This is a genomic window from Pseudomonas protegens, from assembly GCF_013407925.2.
In the GTDB taxonomy this organism is placed as follows: Bacteria; Pseudomonadota; Gammaproteobacteria; order Pseudomonadales; family Pseudomonadaceae; genus Aquipseudomonas; species Aquipseudomonas fluorescens_AP.
This window is the reverse complement of the sequence record NZ_CP060201.1, coordinates 2,960,672-2,980,964: the sequence shown is the minus strand read 5'-3', so window position 1 is coordinate 2,980,964 and position 20,293 is coordinate 2,960,672. Positions and strand designations below refer to the sequence as shown.

The 20,293-nt window shown below is 65.1% G+C and carries 18 protein-coding genes; 7 read left to right on the top strand and 11 right to left on the bottom strand.

Going from position 1 to position 20,293, the window contains the following annotated elements; translation table 11 throughout:
* The first annotated feature begins 201 nt into the window (after positions 1-201).
* Genes GGI48_RS13725 through GGI48_RS13710 form a run of 4 tightly spaced genes read left to right on the top strand, consistent with a single transcriptional unit; the run spans position 202 to position 3,167 of the window.
* On the top strand, positions 202-867 hold the full coding sequence (locus GGI48_RS13725) for an amino acid ABC transporter permease (protein WP_016962816.1): 666 nt from the start codon (positions 202-204) through the stop codon (positions 865-867).
* Positions 848-1,507 (top strand): amino acid ABC transporter permease, encoded by a 660-nt coding sequence (locus GGI48_RS13720; protein WP_179598743.1) that lies wholly within the window; start codon positions 848-850, stop codon positions 1,505-1,507. Before GGI48_RS13725 ends, GGI48_RS13720 begins: the two co-directional genes overlap by 20 nt.
* On the top strand, positions 1,504-2,286 hold the full coding sequence (locus GGI48_RS13715) for an amino acid ABC transporter ATP-binding protein (protein ID WP_179598741.1): 783 nt from the start codon (positions 1,504-1,506) through the stop codon (positions 2,284-2,286). The genes GGI48_RS13720 and GGI48_RS13715 overlap by 4 nt, the downstream gene beginning before the upstream one ends.
* On the top strand, positions 2,283-3,167 hold the full coding sequence (locus GGI48_RS13710) for a transporter substrate-binding domain-containing protein (RefSeq protein WP_179598739.1): 885 nt from the start codon (positions 2,283-2,285) through the stop codon (positions 3,165-3,167). The genes GGI48_RS13715 and GGI48_RS13710 overlap by 4 nt, the downstream gene beginning before the upstream one ends.
* Positions 3,168-3,331: 164 nt before the next feature.
* On the opposite strand, the gene GGI48_RS13705 is transcribed toward GGI48_RS13710, so the two are convergent.
* Entirely contained in the window at positions 3,332-4,528 is a 1,197-nt protein-coding gene (locus tag GGI48_RS13705; RefSeq protein ID WP_016967329.1) for an AAA family ATPase, read from the bottom strand.
* Positions 4,529-4,787: 259 nt separating this feature from the next.
* Between GGI48_RS13705 and GGI48_RS13700 the strand changes: the two genes are divergently transcribed.
* From GGI48_RS13700 to GGI48_RS13690, 3 genes are read left to right on the top strand one after another with little or no spacing between them, the layout of a single operon-like run.
* Positions 4,788-5,882 (top strand): efflux RND transporter periplasmic adaptor subunit, encoded by a 1,095-nt coding sequence (locus tag GGI48_RS13700; protein WP_179598737.1) that lies wholly within the window; start codon positions 4,788-4,790, stop codon positions 5,880-5,882.
* Complete coding sequence (locus tag GGI48_RS13695; RefSeq protein WP_016967328.1) at positions 5,879-6,949, top strand: efflux RND transporter periplasmic adaptor subunit; 1,071 nt, start codon at positions 5,879-5,881, stop codon at positions 6,947-6,949. Before GGI48_RS13700 ends, GGI48_RS13695 begins: the two co-directional genes overlap by 4 nt.
* Entirely contained in the window at positions 6,946-10,032 is a 3,087-nt protein-coding gene (locus tag GGI48_RS13690) for an efflux RND transporter permease subunit (protein WP_179598735.1), read from the top strand. Before GGI48_RS13695 ends, GGI48_RS13690 begins: the two co-directional genes overlap by 4 nt.
* 99 nt (positions 10,033-10,131) lie before the next feature.
* Here GGI48_RS13690 and GGI48_RS13685 read toward each other — a convergent pair whose 3' ends face one another.
* The 10 genes from GGI48_RS13685 to tcyJ form a co-directional block, all read right to left on the bottom strand.
* Entirely contained in the window at positions 10,132-10,758 is a 627-nt protein-coding gene (locus GGI48_RS13685) for a class I SAM-dependent methyltransferase (protein ID WP_179598733.1), read from the bottom strand.
* 164 nt (positions 10,759-10,922) lie between these two features.
* The gene (locus tag GGI48_RS13680) at positions 10,923-11,567 is read right to left on the bottom strand and encodes a methionine ABC transporter permease (protein WP_011058620.1); all 645 of its coding nucleotides are present in this window, start codon (positions 11,565-11,567) and stop codon (positions 10,923-10,925) included.
* Positions 11,557-12,681 carry a methionine ABC transporter ATP-binding protein gene (locus GGI48_RS13675; protein ID WP_179598731.1) on the bottom strand — a complete coding sequence of 375 codons (1,125 nt, stop codon included), beginning with the start codon at positions 12,679-12,681 and terminating at the stop codon, positions 11,557-11,559. Before GGI48_RS13675 ends, GGI48_RS13680 begins: the two co-directional genes overlap by 11 nt.
* Before the next feature lies 1 nt (position 12,682).
* Positions 12,683-13,492 carry a MetQ/NlpA family ABC transporter substrate-binding protein gene (locus GGI48_RS13670; protein ID WP_179598729.1) on the bottom strand — a complete coding sequence of 270 codons (810 nt, stop codon included), beginning with the start codon at positions 13,490-13,492 and terminating at the stop codon, positions 12,683-12,685.
* 210 nt (positions 13,493-13,702) lie between these two features.
* Entirely contained in the window at positions 13,703-15,070 is a 1,368-nt protein-coding gene (locus tag GGI48_RS13665; protein WP_179598727.1) for an LLM class flavin-dependent oxidoreductase, read from the bottom strand.
* Positions 15,070-16,269, bottom strand: a complete 1,200-nt coding sequence (locus tag GGI48_RS13660; protein ID WP_179598725.1) for an SfnB family sulfur acquisition oxidoreductase — start codon at positions 16,267-16,269, stop codon at positions 15,070-15,072. Before GGI48_RS13660 ends, GGI48_RS13665 begins: the two co-directional genes overlap by 1 nt.
* Positions 16,270-16,308: 39 nt before the next feature.
* Complete coding sequence (locus tag GGI48_RS13655) at positions 16,309-17,550, bottom strand: SfnB family sulfur acquisition oxidoreductase (RefSeq protein ID WP_113194311.1); 1,242 nt, start codon at positions 17,548-17,550, stop codon at positions 16,309-16,311.
* A 375-nt stretch (positions 17,551-17,925) separates the two neighbouring features.
* Positions 17,926-18,678 (bottom strand): L-cystine ABC transporter ATP-binding protein TcyN, encoded by a 753-nt coding sequence (gene tcyN, locus GGI48_RS13650; RefSeq protein ID WP_103741603.1) that lies wholly within the window; start codon positions 18,676-18,678, stop codon positions 17,926-17,928.
* A gap of 4 nt (positions 18,679-18,682) precedes the next feature.
* On the bottom strand, positions 18,683-19,348 hold the full coding sequence (gene tcyL / locus GGI48_RS13645; protein ID WP_016962755.1) for a cystine ABC transporter permease: 666 nt from the start codon (positions 19,346-19,348) through the stop codon (positions 18,683-18,685).
* A complete protein-coding gene (gene tcyJ, locus GGI48_RS13640) occupies positions 19,348-20,145 on the bottom strand; it encodes a cystine ABC transporter substrate-binding protein (protein ID WP_179598723.1) in 798 nt (265 codons plus the stop codon). The genes tcyL and tcyJ overlap by 1 nt, the downstream gene beginning before the upstream one ends.
* Between the last annotated feature and the right edge of the window lie 148 nt (positions 20,146-20,293).

Below are 20,293 nucleotides of genomic sequence, written 5' to 3'. Positions count from 1 at the left end.
CCGGCAGGCCCGGCAGAAAAGGTAGTAGCTCGGCGCCAGCCCGGCAAATCCGCGGGTTAGGTTTTTGGGTGATATCAATATGCCTTAACGGTATTTAAATTCTGCTTTTTATAGCTATAAAGTCGCGGCAGCCGGGCGGTTACCCACTGCCCCACGGACTGCGCCACCGCCGCTGTACCCCAGCGGCGTTCAGGATGATTCATGACCCTCGATTACGCTTTTATCCTCAGCACCCTGCCGGCCTTTCTCAAAGCCGTGGGGGTGACCCTGCAGGTCGGCCTGATCGCCATTGGCACCTCGCTGCTGGTGGCCCTGATCAACGCCACTGTCCTGGTGTTTCGCACCCCTTACCTGCACCGGCTGATCGGCCTGTACGTGGAACTGGCGCGCAACACACCGCTGCTGATCCAGCTGTTCTTCGTCTACTTCGCCTTGCCGGCCCTGGGGATCAAGGTCTCCGGCTTCACTGCGGCGATCATCACCATGACCTTCCTGGGCGGCGCCTACCTCACCGAAGTGCTGCGCGCCGGCGTGGATGCAGTGCCCCAGGCGCAGCTGGAATCGGGGCGCTCCATCGGCCTGTCGCAGTGGCAGTTGCTGCGCTACGTGATCCTGCCCCAGGCCGGGATCCTCAGCCTGCCGTCGCTGTTCGCCAATTTCATTTTCCTGCTCAAGGAAACCACTGTGGTCTCGGCGGTGGCGGTGCCGGAAATTCTCTACACCACCAAGAGCTACATCGCCCTGTACTACAAGACCTACGAAATGCTCGCGGTGCTGACGCTGATCTGCGTGCTGTTGTTCCTGCCGTTGTCACTGTTGCTCAGCCGTCTGGAAAGGAGGCTGCAACATGGCCAGTTCGGGTCTTGAGCTGTTGCTGGTGTCCTTGCCGCAACTGGCCCGGGGCGCTGCGCAGACCTTGTCGATTTCCCTGCTGAGCATTGCCTTCAGCACCCTGGGCGGGGTGCTCTACGGCGTGCTGCGCAGCTTGCAGCGCAAGGTGCTGGACGTGCCGCTGCGGATCTACCTGGAGCTGTTCCGGGCGATTCCGGTGCTGGTCTGGCTGTACCTGCTGTTCTTCGGCTTTCCGATCTTCTTCGGCCTCAGCATTCCCAGCTTCACCTGCGCGGTGCTGGTGCTGTCGCTGTGGGGCGCCAGCGAGGTCGGCGAGGTGGTGCGCGGGGCCCTGCAATCCCTGCCCCGGGGCCAGCGGGAAGCAGGCCTGTCCATCGGTCTTTCCGCTGCCCAGTTGTACGACTACGTGCTGCTGCCCCAGGCGCTGAAACGCATGACGCCGCCGACCATCAACGTCTACACGCGAATCATCAAGACCAGTTCCCTGGCGGTGCTGATCGGCGTGGTGGACGTGATCAAGGTCGGCCAGCAGATCATCGAGCGCACCTATGAATCGGTGCTGATCTACGGCGTGCTGTTCCTGTTTTTCTTCTTTATCTGCTACCCGTTGTCGGCCGCCTCCCGCGTGCTGGAACGGCGCTGGACGCAAGCATGAGCGCATTGATCGAGTTCCAGGGTTTCAACAAATTCTTTGGCCCGCAGCAGGTGCTCAAGGAGGTCGACCTCAGCGTGGCGGCAGGGGAGGTGATCGTCATCCTCGGCCCCAGCGGCTGTGGCAAGAGCACTCTGCTGCGCTGCCTCAACGGCCTGGAAAGCGCCCACAGCGGCCACCTGCGTTTCGCCGGGCGCGAGCTGCTCAGCCCCGACACCGATTGGCGCCAGGTGCGCCAGCAGATCGGCATGGTGTTCCAGAGCTATCACCTGTTTCCCCACATGAACGTGCTGGACAACCTCCTCCTCGGGCCGCTCAAGGTGCAAAAGCGCGAGCCCCGGGAAGCCCGGGCCCAGGCCGAGGCGCTGCTGGAACGGGTGGGCCTGTTGGACAAGCGCGAGGCCTTTCCGCGGCAGCTGTCCGGCGGCCAGCAGCAACGCATCGCCATCGTCCGTTCGTTGTGCATGAACCCCCAGGTGATGCTGTTCGACGAGGTCACCGCGGCCCTTGATCCGGAGATGGTCAAGGAAGTGCTGCAGGTGATCCAGGGCCTGGCCCGGGACGGTATGACCCTGTTGATCGTCACCCATGAAATGGCCTTCGCCCGGGCCGTGGCCGACCGCATCGTGTTCATGGATGGCGGGCGCATCGTGGAACACAACACCCCCGAGGTTTTCTTCACGAACCCGCAGAGCGCACGCGCGCAGCAGTTCCTGGAGAAGTTCTCCTTCGTTGCAGCACTGCCCAAGAAAGCCCCCAAAAAGGAACTGGAGCTCTTATGAAAACTGCCAAGTCTTCGTTGTTGTTACTGCCGCTGTTCGGTCTGGCCCTGCTGGCCGGCTGCGATAAAGCGGCCGAGGCGCCCAAGCCCGCGGCCACCGCTGCCAGCGCCGCGCCGGCGCCCGGCTATCTGGACAAGATCAAGGCCCGGGACAAGCTGATCGTCGGCGTGTTCACCGACAAGCCGCCGTTCGGTTTCGTCGATGAAACCGGGCGCTACGTGGGCTTCGATACCGACATCGGCCGCCAGTTCGCCAAGGACCTGCTGGGGGACGAGAACAAGGTGGAGTTCGTCGCCGTGGAACCGGCCAGCCGCATTCCCTTCCTGCAAAGCGACAAGGTCGACCTGATCCTGGCCAACATGACCGTGACCCCGGAGCGCAAGCAGGCGGTGGAATTCACCAACCCCAACCTCAAGGTGGCGGTGCAGGCCCTGGTGCCCGAAGGCAGCCCGGTGAAGAGCCTGGATGACCTGGCAAGCCGCACCACCATCGTTACCACCGGCACCACCGCGGACATCTGGCTGACCCAGAACCACCCGGACTGGAAGCTGCTCAAGTTCGAGAAGAACACTGAGTCCCTGCAAGCCCTGGCCAATGGCCGTGGCGACGCCTATGCCCAGGACAACCTGATCCTGTTCAGCTGGTCCAAGCAGAACCCGGGCTACCGTGTATTGCCGCAGACCCTGGGCGAACAGGCGCCGATTGCCCCGGCGGTGAAGAAGGGCAATATCGAACTGCGGGATTGGGTGAATGCCGAACTGGCCAAGCTCGGCGAAGAAAAATACCTGCTCAAGCTGTATGACCAGTACGTGCGCAAGGAACTGAGCGACGACACCCCGCCTGAGAGCGTGATCGTCGAAGGCGGCAAGTGGCAGGGCTGAGGCGTACTGTCAGCTGCTGAAAGCGGATCCTGAATCCACTGTGTAGCCGCTGCCGAAGGCTGCGAACGGCTCCGAAGGAGACGCCGCTCTTGAGGGCCTCGGAAGGTCCTGCGGACCTTGTCGCAGCCTTCGGCAGCGGCTACAGGGTGTGGGGGACGCGATTTTCAGTCAGGCCAGTGCCACGCCGGTTCGTCCAGCAGGCGCTGGCCGACGATGCCGGTCTGGCCCAGCTGTTTTTCCAGCACGATGCAGTTGCATTCGGGGGCTTCCTGCAAGGCCGCGATCAGGCGCCGGGCGTGGGACACCACCCACACCTGGCACTGCTCTGAAGCCCTGATGATCAGGCGCGCCAGGGCCGGCAACAGGTCCGGGTGCAGGCTGGTTTCCGGTTCGTTGAGCACCATCAGGCTCGGCGGACGCGGGGTCAGCAAGGCCGCTACCAGCAACAGGTAGCGCAAGGTGCCGTCCGACAGTTCCGCCGCCGACAGCGGTCGCAACAAGCCTTCCTGGTGCAGCTGCACGCTGAACAAGCCCCCCGGAACGGCATCGATCTGCAGCCGCGAATCCGGGAAGGCGTCGCTGATGCTCTCGTGCAATGCCTGCTGATCGCCCACCTCGATAATGGTCTGCAACGCGGCGGCCAGGTCCCGGCCATCGTGGTGCAGCACCGGGGTGCGGGTGCCCAGCTGTGGTCGGCGCGCGGGAGCCTGGCTGTCGGTGCGCAAGTGGTCATAGAAACGCCAGCCACGAATCTGCTCGCGCAGATGCAGGACCTCGGGCGATGAGCTCAGGTTGCCCACCCGGTCGAACAGGCTGTCGCCGCTGCTCGTATGCTGCGCCAGCACCTCCCATTGACGCCCCGCGCGGGCTCGTACCATCGGGCCCTGGCGGTCCACCAGGGCACTGGCCGAGCGATACAGGGGCCCGCCCCAGATGCTCTCACGCTTGATCCACGGGTCGAGAGTGAAGCGCGAGGCAATCGGCAGGCTGTGCCCGGGCAACATGAAATGACCGCTGGAATCCGGCAGCCCCAGGCTGATCGCGTACCCGAAGTCCTCACCGGCAAAGCCCAGCTGCAGGCGTCTGGCGGCCTTGCGCGGCCCGCCCTGGACCGGCACCTCGCCCTGGCTCATGCGTCGGCTGATCTGCTCCGGCCCGGCCCAGAAGGTCGACTCCAACCCGCCTTCCTTGGCCAGGGCATTGACCACCCCGCCCTGAGCGGTTTCCGCCAGCAGGCGCAGGGCGCGGTACAGGTTGGACTTGCCGCTGCCATTGGCGCCGGTGATCAGGTTCAGCCGGCCGAGGGGCATCACCAGGTTGTTGATGGAACGGTAATTGGCCACCGCCAGGGTCTTGAGCATGTCGGGTCTCCTGCTGCGTGGTGCGCAGTGTGCCTGATTTGGAGAGCGGGAGCTTGCTTGCGGCTGCCCTCGAAACCGACGTTGTGCTTGCCAGGATAGAGCGCGTCGAGGGCCGTTGCGGCTGCTGCGCAGCCGAGCGGGAGCAAGCTCCCTCGCCACCGAAGCCCCCACTGATGAGAGCTGCGTGCAAGGGTTGAACCCTGTTCTAAGCTCACAGTCGTAACGTCACTGGCGCGACGAACAAGCACAAGGAGTCTGCATGACCGGTCTCAATTCGAAGTGGATGGTGGGGCTGGGTCTGCTGGCTCTGCTCGGCGGCTGCGGGGCGGAAAAACCGACCGAGAAGGAGCACCCGCGGGTGCGGATCCAGTCGGTGCAGAGCAGTGATTTTGCGCCTTCGGTGACCCTCACCGGCGACATCCAGGCCCGGGTGCAGACCGAGTTGTCGTTCCGCGTGGGCGGCAAGATCATCCAGCGTCTGGTGGATGTCGGCGACCGGGTTTCCGCCCAGCAGGTACTGGCCCGGCTCGATCCCAAGGACTTGCAGACCAATGTCGACTCAGCCGCTGCCTCGGTGTTCGCCGAGCAGGCCCGGGTCAAGCAGGCCAGCGCGGCGTTTGTCCGCCAGCAGAAGCTCTTGCCCAAGGGCTACACCAGTCAGAGCGAATACGACTCGGCCCAGGCCGCCCTGCGCAGCAGCCAGAGCGCCCTGAGCGCGGCCCAGGCGCAACTGGCCAACGCCCGCGAGCAGTTGAGCTACACCGAGCTGGTGGCCGAGGCGCCGGGAGTGATCACCGCGCGCCAGGCCGAGGTCGGTCAGGTGGTGCAGGCCACCATGCCGATCTTCAGCCTGGCCCGGGACGGCGAGCGCGACGCGGTGTTCAACGTCTACGAGTCGCTGCTGATGGAGCCGCCGGGCCAGGAAACCATCCACATCAGTCTGCTGGACAACCCCAAGGTGGCCACCACCGGCAAGGTCCGCGAAGTGACACCGGTGGTCTCGGCCCAGAGCGGCACGGTGCAGGTCAAGGTGCTGCTCGATGCACTGCCGGCGGGCATGGACCTGGGCTCGGTGGTCAGCGCCACCGCCCGGGCCAACGGCAAGGCCAGCGTGGTGCTGCCCTGGTCGGCGTTGACCAAGAACCTCCGCGAGCCGGCGGTGTGGCTGGTGGGCGAGGACGGCAAGACCGTGCTGCATAACGTCAAGGTCGGGCGTTACCTGACCGGCAAGGTGATCATCAGCGAGGGCCTCAAGGGCGGCGAGAAAGTGGTGGTGGCGGGGGGGCAATTGTTGCACCCGGGGATGAGGGTGGAGATTGCCGCCAGCGGCGACGATCAGGGAGCGCAACCATGAAGCGCCTGCTGCCACTGTTGTGCGCCGCCGCCCTGCTACCGGGCTGCTCCAGGGAAGAACCGGCGCCGGAACCGGTGCGTCCGGTGCTGTCGATCCGGGTGGTGGCGCAGTCCGAGGAAAGCCTGGGGCGCTTTGCCGGTAACATCCAGGCCCGTTATGAAACCAACCTGGGCTTCCGGGTGCCGGGGCGCATCGCCAACCGCGCGGTCGATGTCGGCGCCGAAGTCGGCCCCGGGGACTTGCTGGCGACCCTCGACCCCACCGACCAGCAGAACCAGTTGCGGGCCGCCCAGGGCGACCTGGCCAAGGTCGAGGCGCAGTGGATCAACGCCCAGGCCAATGCCCGGCGCCAGCAGGAGCTGTTTGACCGTGGGGTCGGCGCCCAGGCGCAACTGGACATCGCCCAGACCGACCTGAAGACCACCGGCGCCGCCCTGGATCAGGCCAAGGCGGCGCTGCGCCAGGCCCAGGACCAGCTCAACTACAGCCAGTTGCGCAGCGATCACGGCGGCGTGGTCACCGCCTGGAACGCCGAAGCCGGACAGGTGGTGACCGCCGGCCAGCAGGTGGTGACCCTGGCCCGGCCGGAGATCAAGGAAGCGGTGATCGACCTGCCGGCGAGCCTGGTGGACCAACTGCCGGCGGACGTGGAATTCAAGGTCGCCGCACAACTGGACCCGAGCATCAGCACCACCGCCACCGTGCGCGAGATCGAGCCCCAGGCCCAGAGCGCGACCCGCACCCGGCGCGCGCGCCTGACCCTCAAGGACACCCCCGAGGCCTTTCGCCTGGGCACCGCCATCAGCGTGACCCTGAGCTCGGCCATCGCGCCGCGCACCGAGTTGCCGCTCAGTGCCCTGCAAGAGGTGGATGGCCAGACCCGGATCTGGGTCATCGACCCGCAGAGCCAGACCGTCGCCCCGCGTGAGATCAAGGTGCTCAGCCGCGACGCGGATTCGGCGCTGATCGGCCAAGGGGTCAAGCCCGGCGAGCGCGTGGTCAGTGCCGGGGTCAACAGCCTCAAGCCGGGGCAGAAAGTCAAAATCGACGAGGATCGCGCGCAATGACGCCTGCCAGCAAAGGAAGCTTCAACCTGTCCGAATGGGCGATCAAACATCAGTCCTTCGTCTGGTACCTGATGTTCGTCGCGCTGCTGATGGGGGTGTTTTCCTACCTGAACCTGGGGCGCGAGGAAGACCCGTCCTTCACCATCAAGACCATGGTGATCCAGACCCGCTGGCCCGGCGCGACCCAGGAAGAAACCCTGAAGCAGGTCACCGACCGCATCGAGAAAAAACTCGAAGAACTGGATTCGCTGGACTACGTGAAAAGCTACACCCGCCCCGGCGAGTCGACGGTGTTCGTCTACCTGCGCGACACCACCAGTGCCAAGGACATTCCCGAGATCTGGTATCAGGTGCGCAAGAAGATCAACGACATCCGCGGCGACTTTCCCCAGGGTTTGCAGGGCCCGGGTTTCAACGATGAATTCGGCGATGTGTTCGGCTCGGTCTATGCCTTCACCGCCGACGGCCTGAGCATGCGCCAGCTGCGCGACTACGTGGAGCAGGTCCGCGCGCAGATCCGCGAAGTGCCGAACCTGGGCAAGGTGGAGATGGTCGGCGAGCAGGACGAAGTCATCTACCTGAATTTTTCCACGCGCAAGCTGGCGGCCCTGGGCATCGACCAGCGCCAGGTCCTGCAAAGCCTGCAAGCGCAGAACGCGGTGACCCCGGCCGGGGTGATCGAGGCCGGGCCGGAGCGGATCTCGGTGCGCACTTCCGGGCAGTTCGCCTCGGAGAAGGACCTGGCCACGGTCAACCTGCGGCTCAACGACCGCTTCTATCGCTTGGCGGACATCGCCGACATCAGCCGCGGCTACGTCGACCCGTCCACGCCGCTGTTCCGCTTCAATGGCCAGCCGGCCATCGGCCTGGCGATTGCCATGAAGAAGGGCGGCAACATCCAGGACTTCGGCAAGGCCCTGCATGCGCGCATGAACGAGCTGACCGCCGACCTGCCGATCGGCATCGGCGTGCACAAGGTGTCCGATCAGGCCGAGGTGGTGCAGGAGGCGGTGGGCGGTTTCACCAGCGCCCTGTTCGAGGCGGTGATCATCGTCCTGGTGGTGAGTTTCATCAGCCTCGGGGTGCGCGCCGGGCTGGTGGTGGCCTGCTCGATTCCGCTGGTGCTGGCCATGGTCTTCGTGTTCATGGAGTACAGCGGCATCACCATGCAGCGGATCTCCCTGGGGGCCTTGATCATCGCCCTGGGGCTGCTGGTGGACGACGCCATGATCACCGTGGAAATGATGGTCACGCGCCTGGAGAAGGGCGAGAGCAAGGAGCAGGCGGCGACCTTCGCCTACACCTCCACCGCCTTCCCGATGCTCACCGGAACCCTGGTGACCGTGGCCGGCTTCGTGCCCATCGGCCTCAACGCCAGCTCCGCCGGCGAGTACACCTTCACCCTGTTCGCGGTGATCGCCGTGGCCATGCTGGTGTCGTGGATCGTCGCGGTGCTGTTCGCCCCGGTGATCGGCATCCACATCCTCAGTACCAACGTCAAACCCCACTCCGAGGAGCCGGGGCGCATCGGTCGGGCCTTCAATGGCGGCCTGTTGTGGGCCATGCGCAACCGCTGGTGGGCGATCGGCATCACCGTGCTGCTGTTCGCCGCCTCGGTGTTCGGCATGCGCTTCGTGCAGAACCAGTTCTTTCCGTCTTCCGACCGGCCGGAGATCCTGGTGGACCTCAACCTGCCGCAGAACGCCTCGATCAACGAGACGCGCAAGGCAGTGGACCGCCTGGAAGCGACCCTCAAGGACGACCCGGACATCGAGCGCTGGAGCACCTACATCGGCGAAGGCGCGATCCGTTTCTACCTGCCCCTGGACCAGCAACTGCAGAACCCCTACTACGCCCAGCTGGTGATCGTCAGCAAGGGCCTGGAGCAGCGCACCGCCCTGAGCGAGCGCTTGCGCAAGCGCCTGCGCGAAGACTTCGTCGGCATCGGCAGCTATGTGCAGGCCCTGGAAATGGGCCCGCCGGTGGGGCGGCCGATCCAGTACCGGGTCAGCGGCAAGGACATCGACCAGGTGCGCAAGCACGCCATCGACCTGGCCACCGAACTGGACCAGAACACGCACATCGGCGAGATCATCTACGACTGGAACGAGCCCGGCAAAGTGCTGCGCATCGACATCGCCCAGGACAAGGCGCGCCAGCTCGGGCTGTCCTCGGAGGATGTGGCGCGACTGATGAACAGCATCGTCAGCGGCTCCACTGTGACCCAGGTGCATGACGACATCTACCTGATCAACGTGGTCGGCCGCGCCGACGACAATGAACGCGGCTCCCCGGAAACCCTGCAGAACCTGCAGATCGTCACCCCCAGCGGCACCTCGATTCCGCTGCTGGCTTTTGCCACGGTGGGCTACGAACTGGAGCAGCCACTGGTATGGCGCCGCGACCGCAAGCCGACCATCACCATCAAGGCCGCGGTGCGCGACGCGATCCAGCCCACCGACCTGGTCAAGCAACTCAAGCCGACCATCGAGCGCTTCGCCTCCAGCCTGCCGGCCGGCTACTCGGTGGCCACCGGCGGCACCGTGGAGGAAAGCGGCAAGGCCCAGGGCCCGATCGCCAAGGTGGTGCCGCTGATGCTGTTCCTCATGGCGACCTTTCTGATGATCCAGCTGCACAGCGTGCAGAAGCTGTTCCTGGTGGCCAGCGTCGCGCCCCTGGGGCTGATCGGCGTGGTCCTGGCCCTGGTGCCCACCGGCACGCCCATGGGCTTTGTGGCGATCCTCGGGATCCTCGCGCTGATCGGCATCATCATCCGCAACTCGGTGATCCTGGTGACCCAGATCGACGACTACGAGCGCGAGGGCTATCACCCCTGGGACGCGGTGCTGGAAGCCACCCACCACCGGCGCCGGCCGATCCTGCTGACCGCCGCCGCGGCCAGCCTGGGGATGATCCCGATTGCCCGTGAAGTGTTCTGGGGGCCGATGGCCTACGCCATGATTGGCGGCATCATCGTTGCCACCTTGCTGACCTTGCTGTTCCTCCCGGCGCTGTACGTGGCCTGGTACAAGATCAAGGAGCCGAGCCAAGACACCGACCGCGACCGCCCCACGGCCTCGTAGCAGCTGGCTTGCCAGCGAAGGGGCCCTTGAGGCGGGCGCCTGATCTGGGACCGCCTTCGCCGGCAAGCCGGCTCCTACAGGGGAGTGGGGCGGGAGGGCTCAGGCCTTGCGCCAGACGCTGGCCAGCCAGGGTTGCTGTTCCCGGGGCAGGCCGGCGGGGCGGTAGTAATGCTCCAGTTCGATAAAGCCTGCCTCGGTCAGCAGTGCCTGCCAGGCCGCCAGGTCGTGGTAGGCGCCGTAGCGCGGGCCGCTCCAGCCTTCCTGGTTGTCGCCGCGCGGGTTGGAGCTGAACAGCACGCCGCCGTCCTTGAGGCTGGCATGCAACTGCTTGAGCACCCGTGGCAGTTCCTGGCGGGGAATGTGAAACAGCACCGCGTTGGCGAAGATGCCGTCGAAGTGACCCGCCGGTAGATCGAGCTTGAGAAAGTCCTGCTGCCACACCTCGCAGCCGCTGTCGTCCCGGGCCATCTGGGCAAAGCGCTCGCAGCCGTCAAGGCCGATGGCGATATGGCCCAGGCGGGTGAAGGTTTGCAGATCGCGCCCCGGGCCGCAGCCGAAGTCCAGCACGCGGAACGGCGCCGGGCCCTGGATATGCCGCAGCAGCGCGTCGATGTTCTGGCTGACGTCGTGGTCGCGGGTGCCTTCACGAAAGTCTTCGGCCACCTGCTGGTAGTGGCCGAGGGTGGTGGCGGTGATGGTATCGAGATCGTCGGGGGCGAGTTTCATGGCGGGTCGCATGGCGTTAAGGGAATGGCCCGAATATACCCCATGCACCCTGTAGCCGCTGCCGCAGGCTGCGAACGGCTCCGCAGGAGACGCCGCTCTTGAGGGCCTCGCAAGGTCCTGCGGACCTTGGTCGCAGCCTGCGGCAGCGGCTACACGGGATGCCACTAGCGCTTGTTCAGCACCCGCGCCAGACGGTCGCCGCCCAGCTGGATCGCCGCCACCAGGATCACCAGCAGCACGATCACCGTGAGCATGATCTGGCTGTCGAAACGCTGGTAACCGTAGCGGTAGGCAATGTCCCCCAGGCCACCCGCGCCAATCGCCCCGGCCATCGCCGAGGAGTTGATCATGGTCACCAGGGTGATGGTGAAGCCTCCAACGATGCCCGGCAGCGCCTCGGGCAGCAGCACGTGCCAGACGATGTGCCAGCGTCGGCAGCCCATGGCCTGGGCGGCTTCGATCAGGCCGTGGTCGACCTCCCGCAAGCTCACTTCGGCGATCCGCGCAAAGAACGGCGTGGCGGCAATGGTCAGCGGCACCACCGCCGCCCACACGCCGTAGGTGGTGCCGACGATCAGCCGGGTAAAGGGGATCAGCGCCACCATCAGGATCAGGAACGGAATCGAGCGGAACAGGTTCACAAAGGCCCCCAGGGCCCGGTTCAGGTTCGGCGCTTCATAGATCCCGCCCTTGCCGCTGGTGACCAGGATTACCGCCAGGGGAATCCCCGCCAGCAGGGCGATCAGCGAGGACACGCCAACCATCAGCAGGGTGTCGAGAATGCCCTGCAACAAGCGATCAAACCACATAGCCCAGTACCTCCACTTGCTGTGCCCATTGCCCGGCGCGCTGGCGCAGCTCCGCCGCCCCCAGGGACGAGCCCTGGACCGCCAGCAGCAGTTGCCCCAGGGCGTGGCCCTGGATGCGTTCCACGCCGCCTTGCAGCAGGCGCACGCGACCGCCGAGGGCGCTGAACAGCGCCGCCAGATCCGGCTCCTCACGCTGGCTGCCGGTAAAGCGCAGGCTCAGCACCACGGCGGCCTCGGACGATTCGGGATGACTGCGCAGACGGCTTTGCAGCTCTGGCGGCAGGCCGTGCTGCAAGGGCGCCAGCAGGGTCTTGCTGACCTCGTGTTGCGGGTTGCCGAAGACTTCCCAGACCGGCCCCTGTTCGACGATGCGCCCGTGTTCCAGCACCACCACCCGGTCGCAGATCTCGCGGATCACCGCCATCTCGTGGGTGATGAGGATGATGGTCAGGCCCAGGCGCTGGTTGATCTGTTTCAGCAGGCCGAGGATCGACTGGGTGGTTTCCGGGTCCAGGGCCGAAGTGGCCTCGTCGCACAGCAGGATCTCGGGGTCGTGGACCAGGGCCCGGGCGATGCCCACCCGCTGCTTCTGCCCGCCGGACAGCTGCGCCGGGTAGGCCTGGTGCTTGTCCTTGAGGCCCACCAGTTCCAGCAGCTCACGGACCTTGCGCTGGCGCTCGGCCTTGGGCACCCCGGCCACCTTCAGCGGCAACTCGACGTTGTGCCACACGGTCTTGGCCGACATCAGGTTGAAGTGCTGGAAGATCATGCCGATGCGTCGGCGCAGGGCCACCAGGCGGTCTTCGTCGAAGTCGCCGATGTCCACCTGATCGATCAGCACCCGGCCGCTGCTGGGTTGCTCCAGGCGGTTGATGGTGCGGATCAGCGACGACTTGCCGGCGCCGCTGCGGCCGATGATGCCGAACACTTCGCCGCGCTGGATCGACAGGTCGATGCCGTGCAAGGCCTGCACCGGGCCCTGCTGGCCCTGATAGGTCTTGCCCAGGCCGATAAAGCGCACCTGGGCGCGATTCAGTTCGGGGTGCAGCTCGGTCCGTTCGGCGCTGTGGGGCGCGGGCTCGGTTAGCTTGCGCTGGAGAGTCGCGACGCTCATTTCAACCTTCCCAGCCGGCTTGGTAGAGCTTGCCGTGGGCTTTATCCAGGGCGGCGCGAACCTGTGGCGAGTGCTGGTAGATATCGACGAACTTGATCAGCCGCGGGTCGTTCTGGCTCTTGGGCTGGATCACGAACTGGATCACGTATTCCTTGTGGTCCAGGCCGTCGAACAGCAGCGCCGAGCCGGCATCGAAGGTCTTGGCCAGGCGGATGTAGGCCGGGTAACCCTGGACCAGATCGGCGTCGTCATAGGCGCGCACCAGTTGCACGGCTTCGACCTGGAGGATCTTGATCTTCTTCGGGTTGCTGACGATGTCTTCTTCGGTGGCCTTGTAGCCGACGCCCGGCTTGAGGGTGATCAGCCCGGCCTTGGCCAGCAGTTGCAGGCCGCGCCCGCTGTTGATCGGGTCGTTGGCGATGGCCACGCTGGCGCCTTGTGGCAGTTCGTCGAAGCTTTTGTATTTTTTCGAGTACAGGCCGACGTTGTTGATGATCCCGGGGGCGAAGGGCACCAGGTCGAAACCGGCGGCGGCCTTGGCGTTTTCCAGGAACGGAATGTGCTGGAAGTAGTTCACGTCGATATCGCCGGCGGCGAGGCTGACGTTGGGCGCGATCCAGTCGGTGAATTCCACCAGCTCGACTTTCAGGCCCTGTTTGCAGGCCTCTTCCACGGCAGCCTCCAAGGGAATGGCGAAAGCGGCGGTGGTGCCGACCTTGAGCGGCGCCTCGGCGGCGAAGACGGCGCTGCTGAACAGGCCGAGGGCGAGGGCCAGGGCTTTGACCGGGTGGCGCAGGAGCGTGGTTTTCATGATGGTTACTTCCAGTCAATCCGAATGATGAGGTTGAACAATTGCCTTTGGGTGTGGCGAAGACCGTTTTGTGTGGCGAGGGAGCTTGCTCCCGTTGGGCCGCAAAGCGGCCCCAGATCCAGGTGGCGCGGTGTTGCAGGCATACCGCGCCGTCCGGGTTTGGGCTTGCTGTGCAAGCCAGCGGGAGCAAGCTCCCTCGCCACAGGGTGGTTAGCGGCGGTAGGCCGCGCTGGTGTGTCGTTCGGGTAGTTTGCGGTCTTGGTGGAACAGTTTTTCCCGCAGGGTGCCGTCGTCGTAGGCGGTCTTGTAGGAGCCGCGTCGTTGCAGTTCGGGGATCACCAGGTCGATGAAGTCGACATAGCTTTCCGGGGTGACGATGCGGGTCAGGTTGAAGCCGTCCAGGCCGGTCTCGGCGATCCAGGATTCCAGCTCGTCGGCCACTTGCTGCGGCGAGCCGACCACGGTGAAGTAGCGGCCGCCCAGGGCGTGCTGCTCCAGCAGCTTGCGCCGGGTCCAGTCGTTGTTCTGCAGGTGCTTGGTGGCCGACTGGATGGCGTTGCTCTTCACGTACTGGATCGGCTCGTCGATCTGGTACTGGGAAAAGTCGATCCCGGTGGACGCGGAAAAATGCGCCACGCCGGCTTCGGCGCTGGCATGGCTGCGGTACTCGGCATGCTTCTTCCAGGCCAGCTCCTCGGTCTCGCCGACTATCACGTTGAGGCCCATGAACACCTTGATGTCCTCGGGGTTGCGTCCGGCGGCCACGGCGCTGGCGCGGACCTTGTCCACCTGGGCCTTGGTCGCCGCCTTGTTCTGCCCGCTGATGAACACGCACTCGGCGTGGCGCCCGGCGAACAGCAGGCCGCGATCCGAGCTGCCGGCCTGGAACAGCACCGGGGTGCGCTGCGGCGACGGTTCGCACAGGTGGTAGCCGCTGACCTGATAGAACTCGCCCTGGTGCTCGACCTTGTGCACCTTGTCCGGCTGGGCATAGATGCGCTGCTCGCGGTCATTGAGGACCGCGTCGTCTTCCCAACTGCCTTCCCAGAGTTTGTACAGCACCTCCAGGTACTCGTCGGCCTGGTCATAGCGGCGGTCGTGCTCGATCTGCTCCTTCAGGCCCATGGCCTGGGCGGCGCTGTCCAGGTAGCCGGTGACGATGTTCCAGCCGACCCGGCCACGGCTCAGGTGGTCGAGGGTGGAAAGGCGCCGGGCGAACAGGTAGGGCGCCTCGTAGGTGAGGTTGGCGGTGAGGCCGAAACCCAGGTTCCTGGTCACTGCCGCCATGGCCGAAACCAGCAGCAGCGGGTCGTTGACCGGCAGCTGGATCGACTCCTTGAGGGGCACGTCCACCGAGTTCTGGTAGACGTCGTAGACCCCGACGATGTCAGCAATGAACAGCCCGTCGAACAACCCGCGCTCCAGCAATTGAGCCAGCTCGGTCCAGTATTCCAGGGTCTTGTACTGGGTCGAATTGTCCCGTGGGTGGGTCCACAGGCCGTGGTTGATGTGCCCGACGCAGTTCATGTTGAAGGCGTTGAGCAGGATCTTCTTCTTGGCGGTTTCTGGCGCGGCCATCAGATGGTCCCCCGCAGCGGCGGGTTCTGCTGGTTGAGGTAGTAGTTGCCCACCGCGTGGTACTTCCAGCGCACCGGGTCGTGCAGGGTGTGCACCCGGGCGTTGCGCCAGTGGCGGTCCAGGCCATGTTCGGCCAGGGTTGCCTGGCTGCCCGCCAGTTCGAACAGGGTGCTGCCGGCGGCCAGGGAGATCTCCGTGCTCAGGGCGCGGACTTCGGCCACGGCGATGGACGCGGCGGCCACGCTCTCGGCGTTGGTGTCGGCCTGGGCCCGGTCGAGGAATTCCCCGGCGCGCTCCAGCAGGGCCTCGGTGGCGTGCAGGCGGATGCTCAGGTGGCCGAAGCTCTTGAGGGTCAGCGGGTCTTGCGTGGCCTTGTCGTTGCCGGAGTCGATCCAGGGCCGGGTCTTGGTGCGCACGAAGCGCAGGGCGTCTTCGTAGGCGGCGCGGGCGATGCCGGTGTCGATGGCAGCGTGGAGGATCTGCGCCAACGGGCCGACTGGAGTCGGGCGCTCGAAGGCGCTCTGGAACGGCACCACGTCAGCCTCGTCCACCGCGACGTTGTCGAACACGACCGAGCCGCTGCCGGTGGTGCGCTGGCCGAAGCCGCTCCAGTCGTCGATCACGCTCAGGCCCTGGGCGTCGGCGGGGACGAAGGCCAGTTGCTGCACGCCGTGTTCATCCACCACCGAGGTGGGAATGCGCTGGGCGTAGATGGCGCCGGTGGCGTAGAACTTGCGCCCGTCGATGCGGTAGCCCTGGCCGCTGCTGTCGCGGCTCAGGCGGGTGGTGCGGTCGTGGGCGGTCTTGGTGCCCAGCTCGGCCAGGGCATTGCCGAAGCGGCGGCCGGCTAGGACTTCGGCGTACAGCCGTTGTTTCTGCTGATGGCTGCCGTTCACCCGCAGCACTTCCAGGGCGTAGAAATGGTTCTGCGGGATCTGCCCCAGGGAGGCGTCGGCCTCGGCGATCAGGGCGATGACCTTGGCCAGGGTGACGTTGGACACCCCGGCGCCGCCGTATGCCTTGGGCACGCTGATGCCCCACAGGCCGGAGCGGGAAAAGGCTTCCAGCTCGGGGTGCGGCAGGCGCCGTTCACGGTCGCGCAGGGCGCTGTCGCGTTTGAAATCTTCCGCCAGGTCGCTGGCGACAATCAGGGCTTGCTCATCGCTGGTGATGACCGCGACGTGTTGGGAAAGAGACATGTGTTTCTCCAGAGATCTGGTCAAAAGCGTTCTGGGCGGTTAAATCCAGGAGTGCCGGGCCGGCAGCGTGCCGTTCAGGTGGTAGGCGCCGACGGCGTGGTACTTCCAGCGCACCGGGTCGTGCAGGGTGTGCACCCGGGCGTTGCGCCAGTGGCGGTCGAGGTTGAATTCGGCGAGGGTGGCGCGGCTGCCGGCCAGCTCGAAGAGCTTTTCGCTGGCCAGCAGCGAGATCTCGGTGGTCAGCACCTTGGCTTCGGCCACGGCGATGGACGCGCGTGCCGCGGACTCGGCGGTGATCGGCGCCGCGCTGACCTGATCCAGCACCTGGCCGGCCTTGCGCAGCAGAGCCTCGGCGGCGTGCAGTTCGATCTGCAGCTTGCCGATCTCGGCGATCACGTACAGGTCATCGCTGGCGCGCTCGACGTTGGCGTCGATCCACGGGCGGGCCCGTTCGCGGACAAAGGCGATGGCGTCGGCCACGGCTTCCCGGGCGATGCCGGCGTCGATGGCAGCCTGAATCAACTGCGACACCGCGCCCTGGATATTCGGCGATTCGTTGATCCGCCAGTTGTCCAGCACCAGCTCGGATTCGACCCGCACGTTGTTCAGCAGGATGGTGCCGCTGGCGGTGGTGCGCTGGCCGAAGCCGGACCAGTCGTCGACGATGCGCAGCCCCGGGGTGCCACGGCGGACGAAGGCCAGTACCTGGCGGCCTTCCTCGTTGAGTGCCTTGACCGCTACCCAGTGGGCGAACAGGGCGCCGGTGGAGTAGAACTTCTGGCCGTTGATCACATGGCCGTCGGCGTCTTTGGTGATCCGCGCCTTGAGTTCCAGGGTGTTCTTGGTGCCGCGTTCCGGGCCGGCATTGCCGATGCGCCAGCCTTCCAGGACGCTTTGCAGCAGCTGTTTCTTCTGCCGCTCGCTGCCGCAGCCGAGAATCAGGCCGAGGAGGCCGAACTGGTTCTGCGGGATCTGCCCCAGGGCCGGGTCGGCCGCGGAAATGATCGCGAAGACTTCGGCCAGGGTGACGAAGGAAACCTGGGGCCCGCCGTAGGCGCGGGGCACGGAAATACTGCCCAGGCCGCTGCGGGTGAATTGTTCGATCTGCGCCCAGGGCAGCTTGCGCTGACGGTCACGTTGGGCGGCTTGCTGGCGGGCGACGTCCGCCAGCTCATGGGCGGCTTGCAGGGCTTCGGCGTCGTTGCGCAAAACCCGCGCGGGCAGCAAAAGGGGAGCGATATCCAGGTCACTCTGGACCTGGGCTTCGATCAGACTGGACATCAGTGCCACTCCTTGGCTGCACGCAATGCCCTGGCGATCTGCACTGGGGTGATTGTGTTCCGGACCATACCTACCTCACATCTTTTGGATAGGCCGCGTCATGCGGCGAAATCAGAATCAAGAATGTCCGGTGGTCCGGTGCATATACCCTAAGCGTGTATAAAAATTAAATAAACTAACTTTTAGGAATATGAATAGAAGGGTTGAATCCTGGCAGCGGTGCGCTTCTGTAGCCGCTGACGAGCCTGCGAGGCTGCGAACGACCGCAGCGCGGGCGCAGGCTCTCAAGACCGCTGAAGGCCTGGCGGCCTTGTCGCAGCCTCGCAAGCTCGGCAGCGGCTACAGGGGGAGGTTTTGGGCGGGCAGTTTGGCGCCTCAGGTCGAGGTGCCGAGGAACTTGCTGAGAAACTGTCGGGTGCGCTCTTGCTGGGGATTGGCGAACAGCGCCTTGGCTTCGCCCTGTTCGACGATCACCCCCTTGTCGAAGAAGATCACCCGGTTGGCCACGTCCCGGGCGAAGCCCATTTCGTGGGTGACGATGATCATGGTGCGTTTCTCTTGCGCCAGGCTGCGGATGGTGGCCAGGACTTCGCCCACCAGTTCCGGGTCCAGGGCCGAGGTCGGTTCGTCGAACAAAATCACCCGGGGTTCCATGGCCAGGGCCCGGGCAATCGCCACCCGCTGTTGCTGGCCACCGGACAGGCGCCTGGGGTAGCTGTCTTCCTTGCCCGCCAGGCCGACCTTGGCCAGCAGCGCGCGACCCAGGGCGACGGCTTGTTCCCGTGGGGTCTTCTTCACCACCAGCGGGCCTTCGATGACGTTCTCCAGGGCGGTGCGGTGGGGGAACAGGTTGAAGTTCTGGAACACGAAGCCCACTTGCTGGCGCAGCTGGCGGATCCGGCTTTGTTGCTGGTTCAGGGGGATGCTGCTGTCGATGGCGATGTCGCCGATGCGGATGCGTCCGCTGCTCGGTTCTTCAAGAAAGTTCAGGCAGCGCAGGAAGGTGGTCTTGCCCGAGCCGCTGGGGCCGATGATGGCGATCACTTCGCCTTCCTTGACCTGCAGGTCGATGCCATTGAGCACCGTCTGGCCCTTGAACTGCTTGGTCAGTTTTTCCACCACGATCATGGTTTCAGGACTCCTGGTCGTGCCGATTGACCCGCTGTTCCAGGCGGTTCTGCAGGTGCGCGAGCACGCTGGCGAGAATCCAGTAGATCAGCGCGGCGGCAAGATACATGGTGAAGATTTCGAAGGTACGGGCGGTGATCAACTGCGCCTGGCGGAACAGTTCCGGCACCTGGATGGTGGCGGCCAGGGCGGTGTCCTTGACCAGGGAAATGAAGCTGTTGCCCAGTGGCGGCAGGGCGGTGCGCATGGCTTGCGGCAGGATCGCCCGGCGCAGGGTCTGGGCCCGGGTCATGCCGATGCTGGCGGCGGCTTCCCATTGACCGCGTTCGATGGAGCCGATGGCGGCCCTGAGGATTTCACAGGCGTAGGCCGCCATGTTCAGGGAAAAGCCGATCAGCGCGGCGGGCAACGGGTCCAGTTCCAGCCCCAGTTGCGGCAGGCCGTAATAGATCACGAACAGTTGCACCAAGAGCGGCGTGCCGCGAAAGAACGACACGTAGACCCGGGCAATCCAGCTCACCAGGGCCAGGCGCGACAGGCGCATCAAGGCCAGGCCGAAGCCCAGCAGCAGTCCGAAGAACATGCCGCCGAGGCTGAGGATGACCGTGTAATACGCGCCCTTGAGGAGAAATGGCGCTGAATCCAGCGCCAGTTGCAGACCTGCTTCCATTATTGGGTGACGTCAGCGTTGAAGTACTTTTCCGAGAGCTTTTTCAGCGTGCCATCGGCGCGCAGTTCCTCGATCGCCTTGTTCACCGCGGCCAGCAGTTCGGGTTCGCCTTTGCGCAGGGCCACACCGGCTTCCTGGCGGGAGAAGGGTTCGCCGGAAACCACCAGGGTGTCCTTGGTTTTCTTGATCAGCTCGAAGGCCGCCAGACGGTCCACCAGGATGGCGTCGATCCGGCCTACGCGCAGGTCCTGGTACTTGGTCGGATCATCGTCGTAGGTCTTGATGATGGCGGTGGGCACGTTGTCCTTGAGCCATTGCTCGTAGTTGGTGCCCAGGCCCACGCCGACCTTGTGGCCACCCAGGTCGGCGGCGGTCTTGAACTTGCCTTCATCCTTTTTCTGGGTCAGGGCCTGGATCCCGGAGACGGTGTAGGGAGTGGAGAAATCGTACTTTTTCTTGCGCTCCTCGGAGATGGTCACCTGGTTGATCACCGCGTCCAGGCGCTTGGATTCCAGGGCGGCGAGGATGCCGTCCCATTTGGTCGGTTGCAGCTTGACCTTGACCCCGAGCTTGTTCGCCAGGGCTTCGGAGAATTCCACTTCGAAGCCGGCCAGCTTGCCGTTTTCGTCGACGTAACTGAAAGGTGGATACGTGCCTTCCAGGCCGACGTTGATCACGCCCGCGTCCTTGATCTTCTGCAGTTGCTCGCCGGCAACCGCTTGTCCCATCAATCCGGCACCGAGGGCCAGGCCCAGTGTGCCGATCAGCAGATTGCGACGCAGTACGGAAAAATTCATGACAAGCCCCTGTGATTTTCTTATGCACGATGCGGGTGGGAGATGCAGGCCAATCGGTGAGCCGAGCGTGACGCCTTATCCTGCCTTAATGCAGCGTATGCGTCTTTGGGCAAATCAGCCTGCGGCGCGACTATAAAGCGGCGTTTAT

Excerpts from the sequence above, each read along its gene's own strand:
- GGI48_RS13725 (WP_016962816.1), top strand. The coding sequence starts at position 202 with ATGACCCTCGATTACGCTTTTATCCTCAGCACCCTGCCGGCCTTTCTC.
- GGI48_RS13720 (WP_179598743.1), top strand. The coding sequence starts at position 848 with ATGGCCAGTTCGGGTCTTGAGCTGTTGCTGGTGTCCTTGCCGCAACTG.
- GGI48_RS13715 (WP_179598741.1), top strand. The coding sequence starts at position 1,504 with ATGAGCGCATTGATCGAGTTCCAGGGTTTCAACAAATTCTTTGGCCCG.
- GGI48_RS13710 (WP_179598739.1), top strand. The coding sequence starts at position 2,283 with ATGAAAACTGCCAAGTCTTCGTTGTTGTTACTGCCGCTGTTCGGTCTG.
- GGI48_RS13705 (WP_016967329.1), bottom strand. The coding sequence starts at position 4,528 with ATGCTCAAGACCCTGGCGGTGGCCAATTACCGTTCCATCAACAACCTG.
- GGI48_RS13700 (WP_179598737.1), top strand. The coding sequence starts at position 4,788 with ATGACCGGTCTCAATTCGAAGTGGATGGTGGGGCTGGGTCTGCTGGCT.
- GGI48_RS13695 (WP_016967328.1), top strand. The coding sequence starts at position 5,879 with ATGAAGCGCCTGCTGCCACTGTTGTGCGCCGCCGCCCTGCTACCGGGC.
- GGI48_RS13690 (WP_179598735.1), top strand. The coding sequence starts at position 6,946 with ATGACGCCTGCCAGCAAAGGAAGCTTCAACCTGTCCGAATGGGCGATC.
- GGI48_RS13685 (WP_179598733.1), bottom strand. The coding sequence starts at position 10,758 with ATGAAACTCGCCCCCGACGATCTCGATACCATCACCGCCACCACCCTC.
- GGI48_RS13680 (WP_011058620.1), bottom strand. The coding sequence starts at position 11,567 with ATGTGGTTTGATCGCTTGTTGCAGGGCATTCTCGACACCCTGCTGATG.
- GGI48_RS13675 (WP_179598731.1), bottom strand. The coding sequence starts at position 12,681 with ATGAGCGTCGCGACTCTCCAGCGCAAGCTAACCGAGCCCGCGCCCCAC.
- GGI48_RS13670 (WP_179598729.1), bottom strand. The coding sequence starts at position 13,492 with ATGAAAACCACGCTCCTGCGCCACCCGGTCAAAGCCCTGGCCCTCGCC.
- GGI48_RS13665 (WP_179598727.1), bottom strand. The coding sequence starts at position 15,070 with ATGGCCGCGCCAGAAACCGCCAAGAAGAAGATCCTGCTCAACGCCTTC.
- GGI48_RS13660 (WP_179598725.1), bottom strand. The coding sequence starts at position 16,269 with ATGTCTCTTTCCCAACACGTCGCGGTCATCACCAGCGATGAGCAAGCC.
- GGI48_RS13655 (WP_113194311.1), bottom strand. The coding sequence starts at position 17,550 with ATGTCCAGTCTGATCGAAGCCCAGGTCCAGAGTGACCTGGATATCGCT.
- tcyN (WP_103741603.1), bottom strand. The coding sequence starts at position 18,678 with ATGATCGTGGTGGAAAAACTGACCAAGCAGTTCAAGGGCCAGACGGTG.
- tcyL (WP_016962755.1), bottom strand. The coding sequence starts at position 19,348 with ATGGAAGCAGGTCTGCAACTGGCGCTGGATTCAGCGCCATTTCTCCTC.
- tcyJ (WP_179598723.1), bottom strand. The coding sequence starts at position 20,145 with ATGAATTTTTCCGTACTGCGTCGCAATCTGCTGATCGGCACACTGGGC.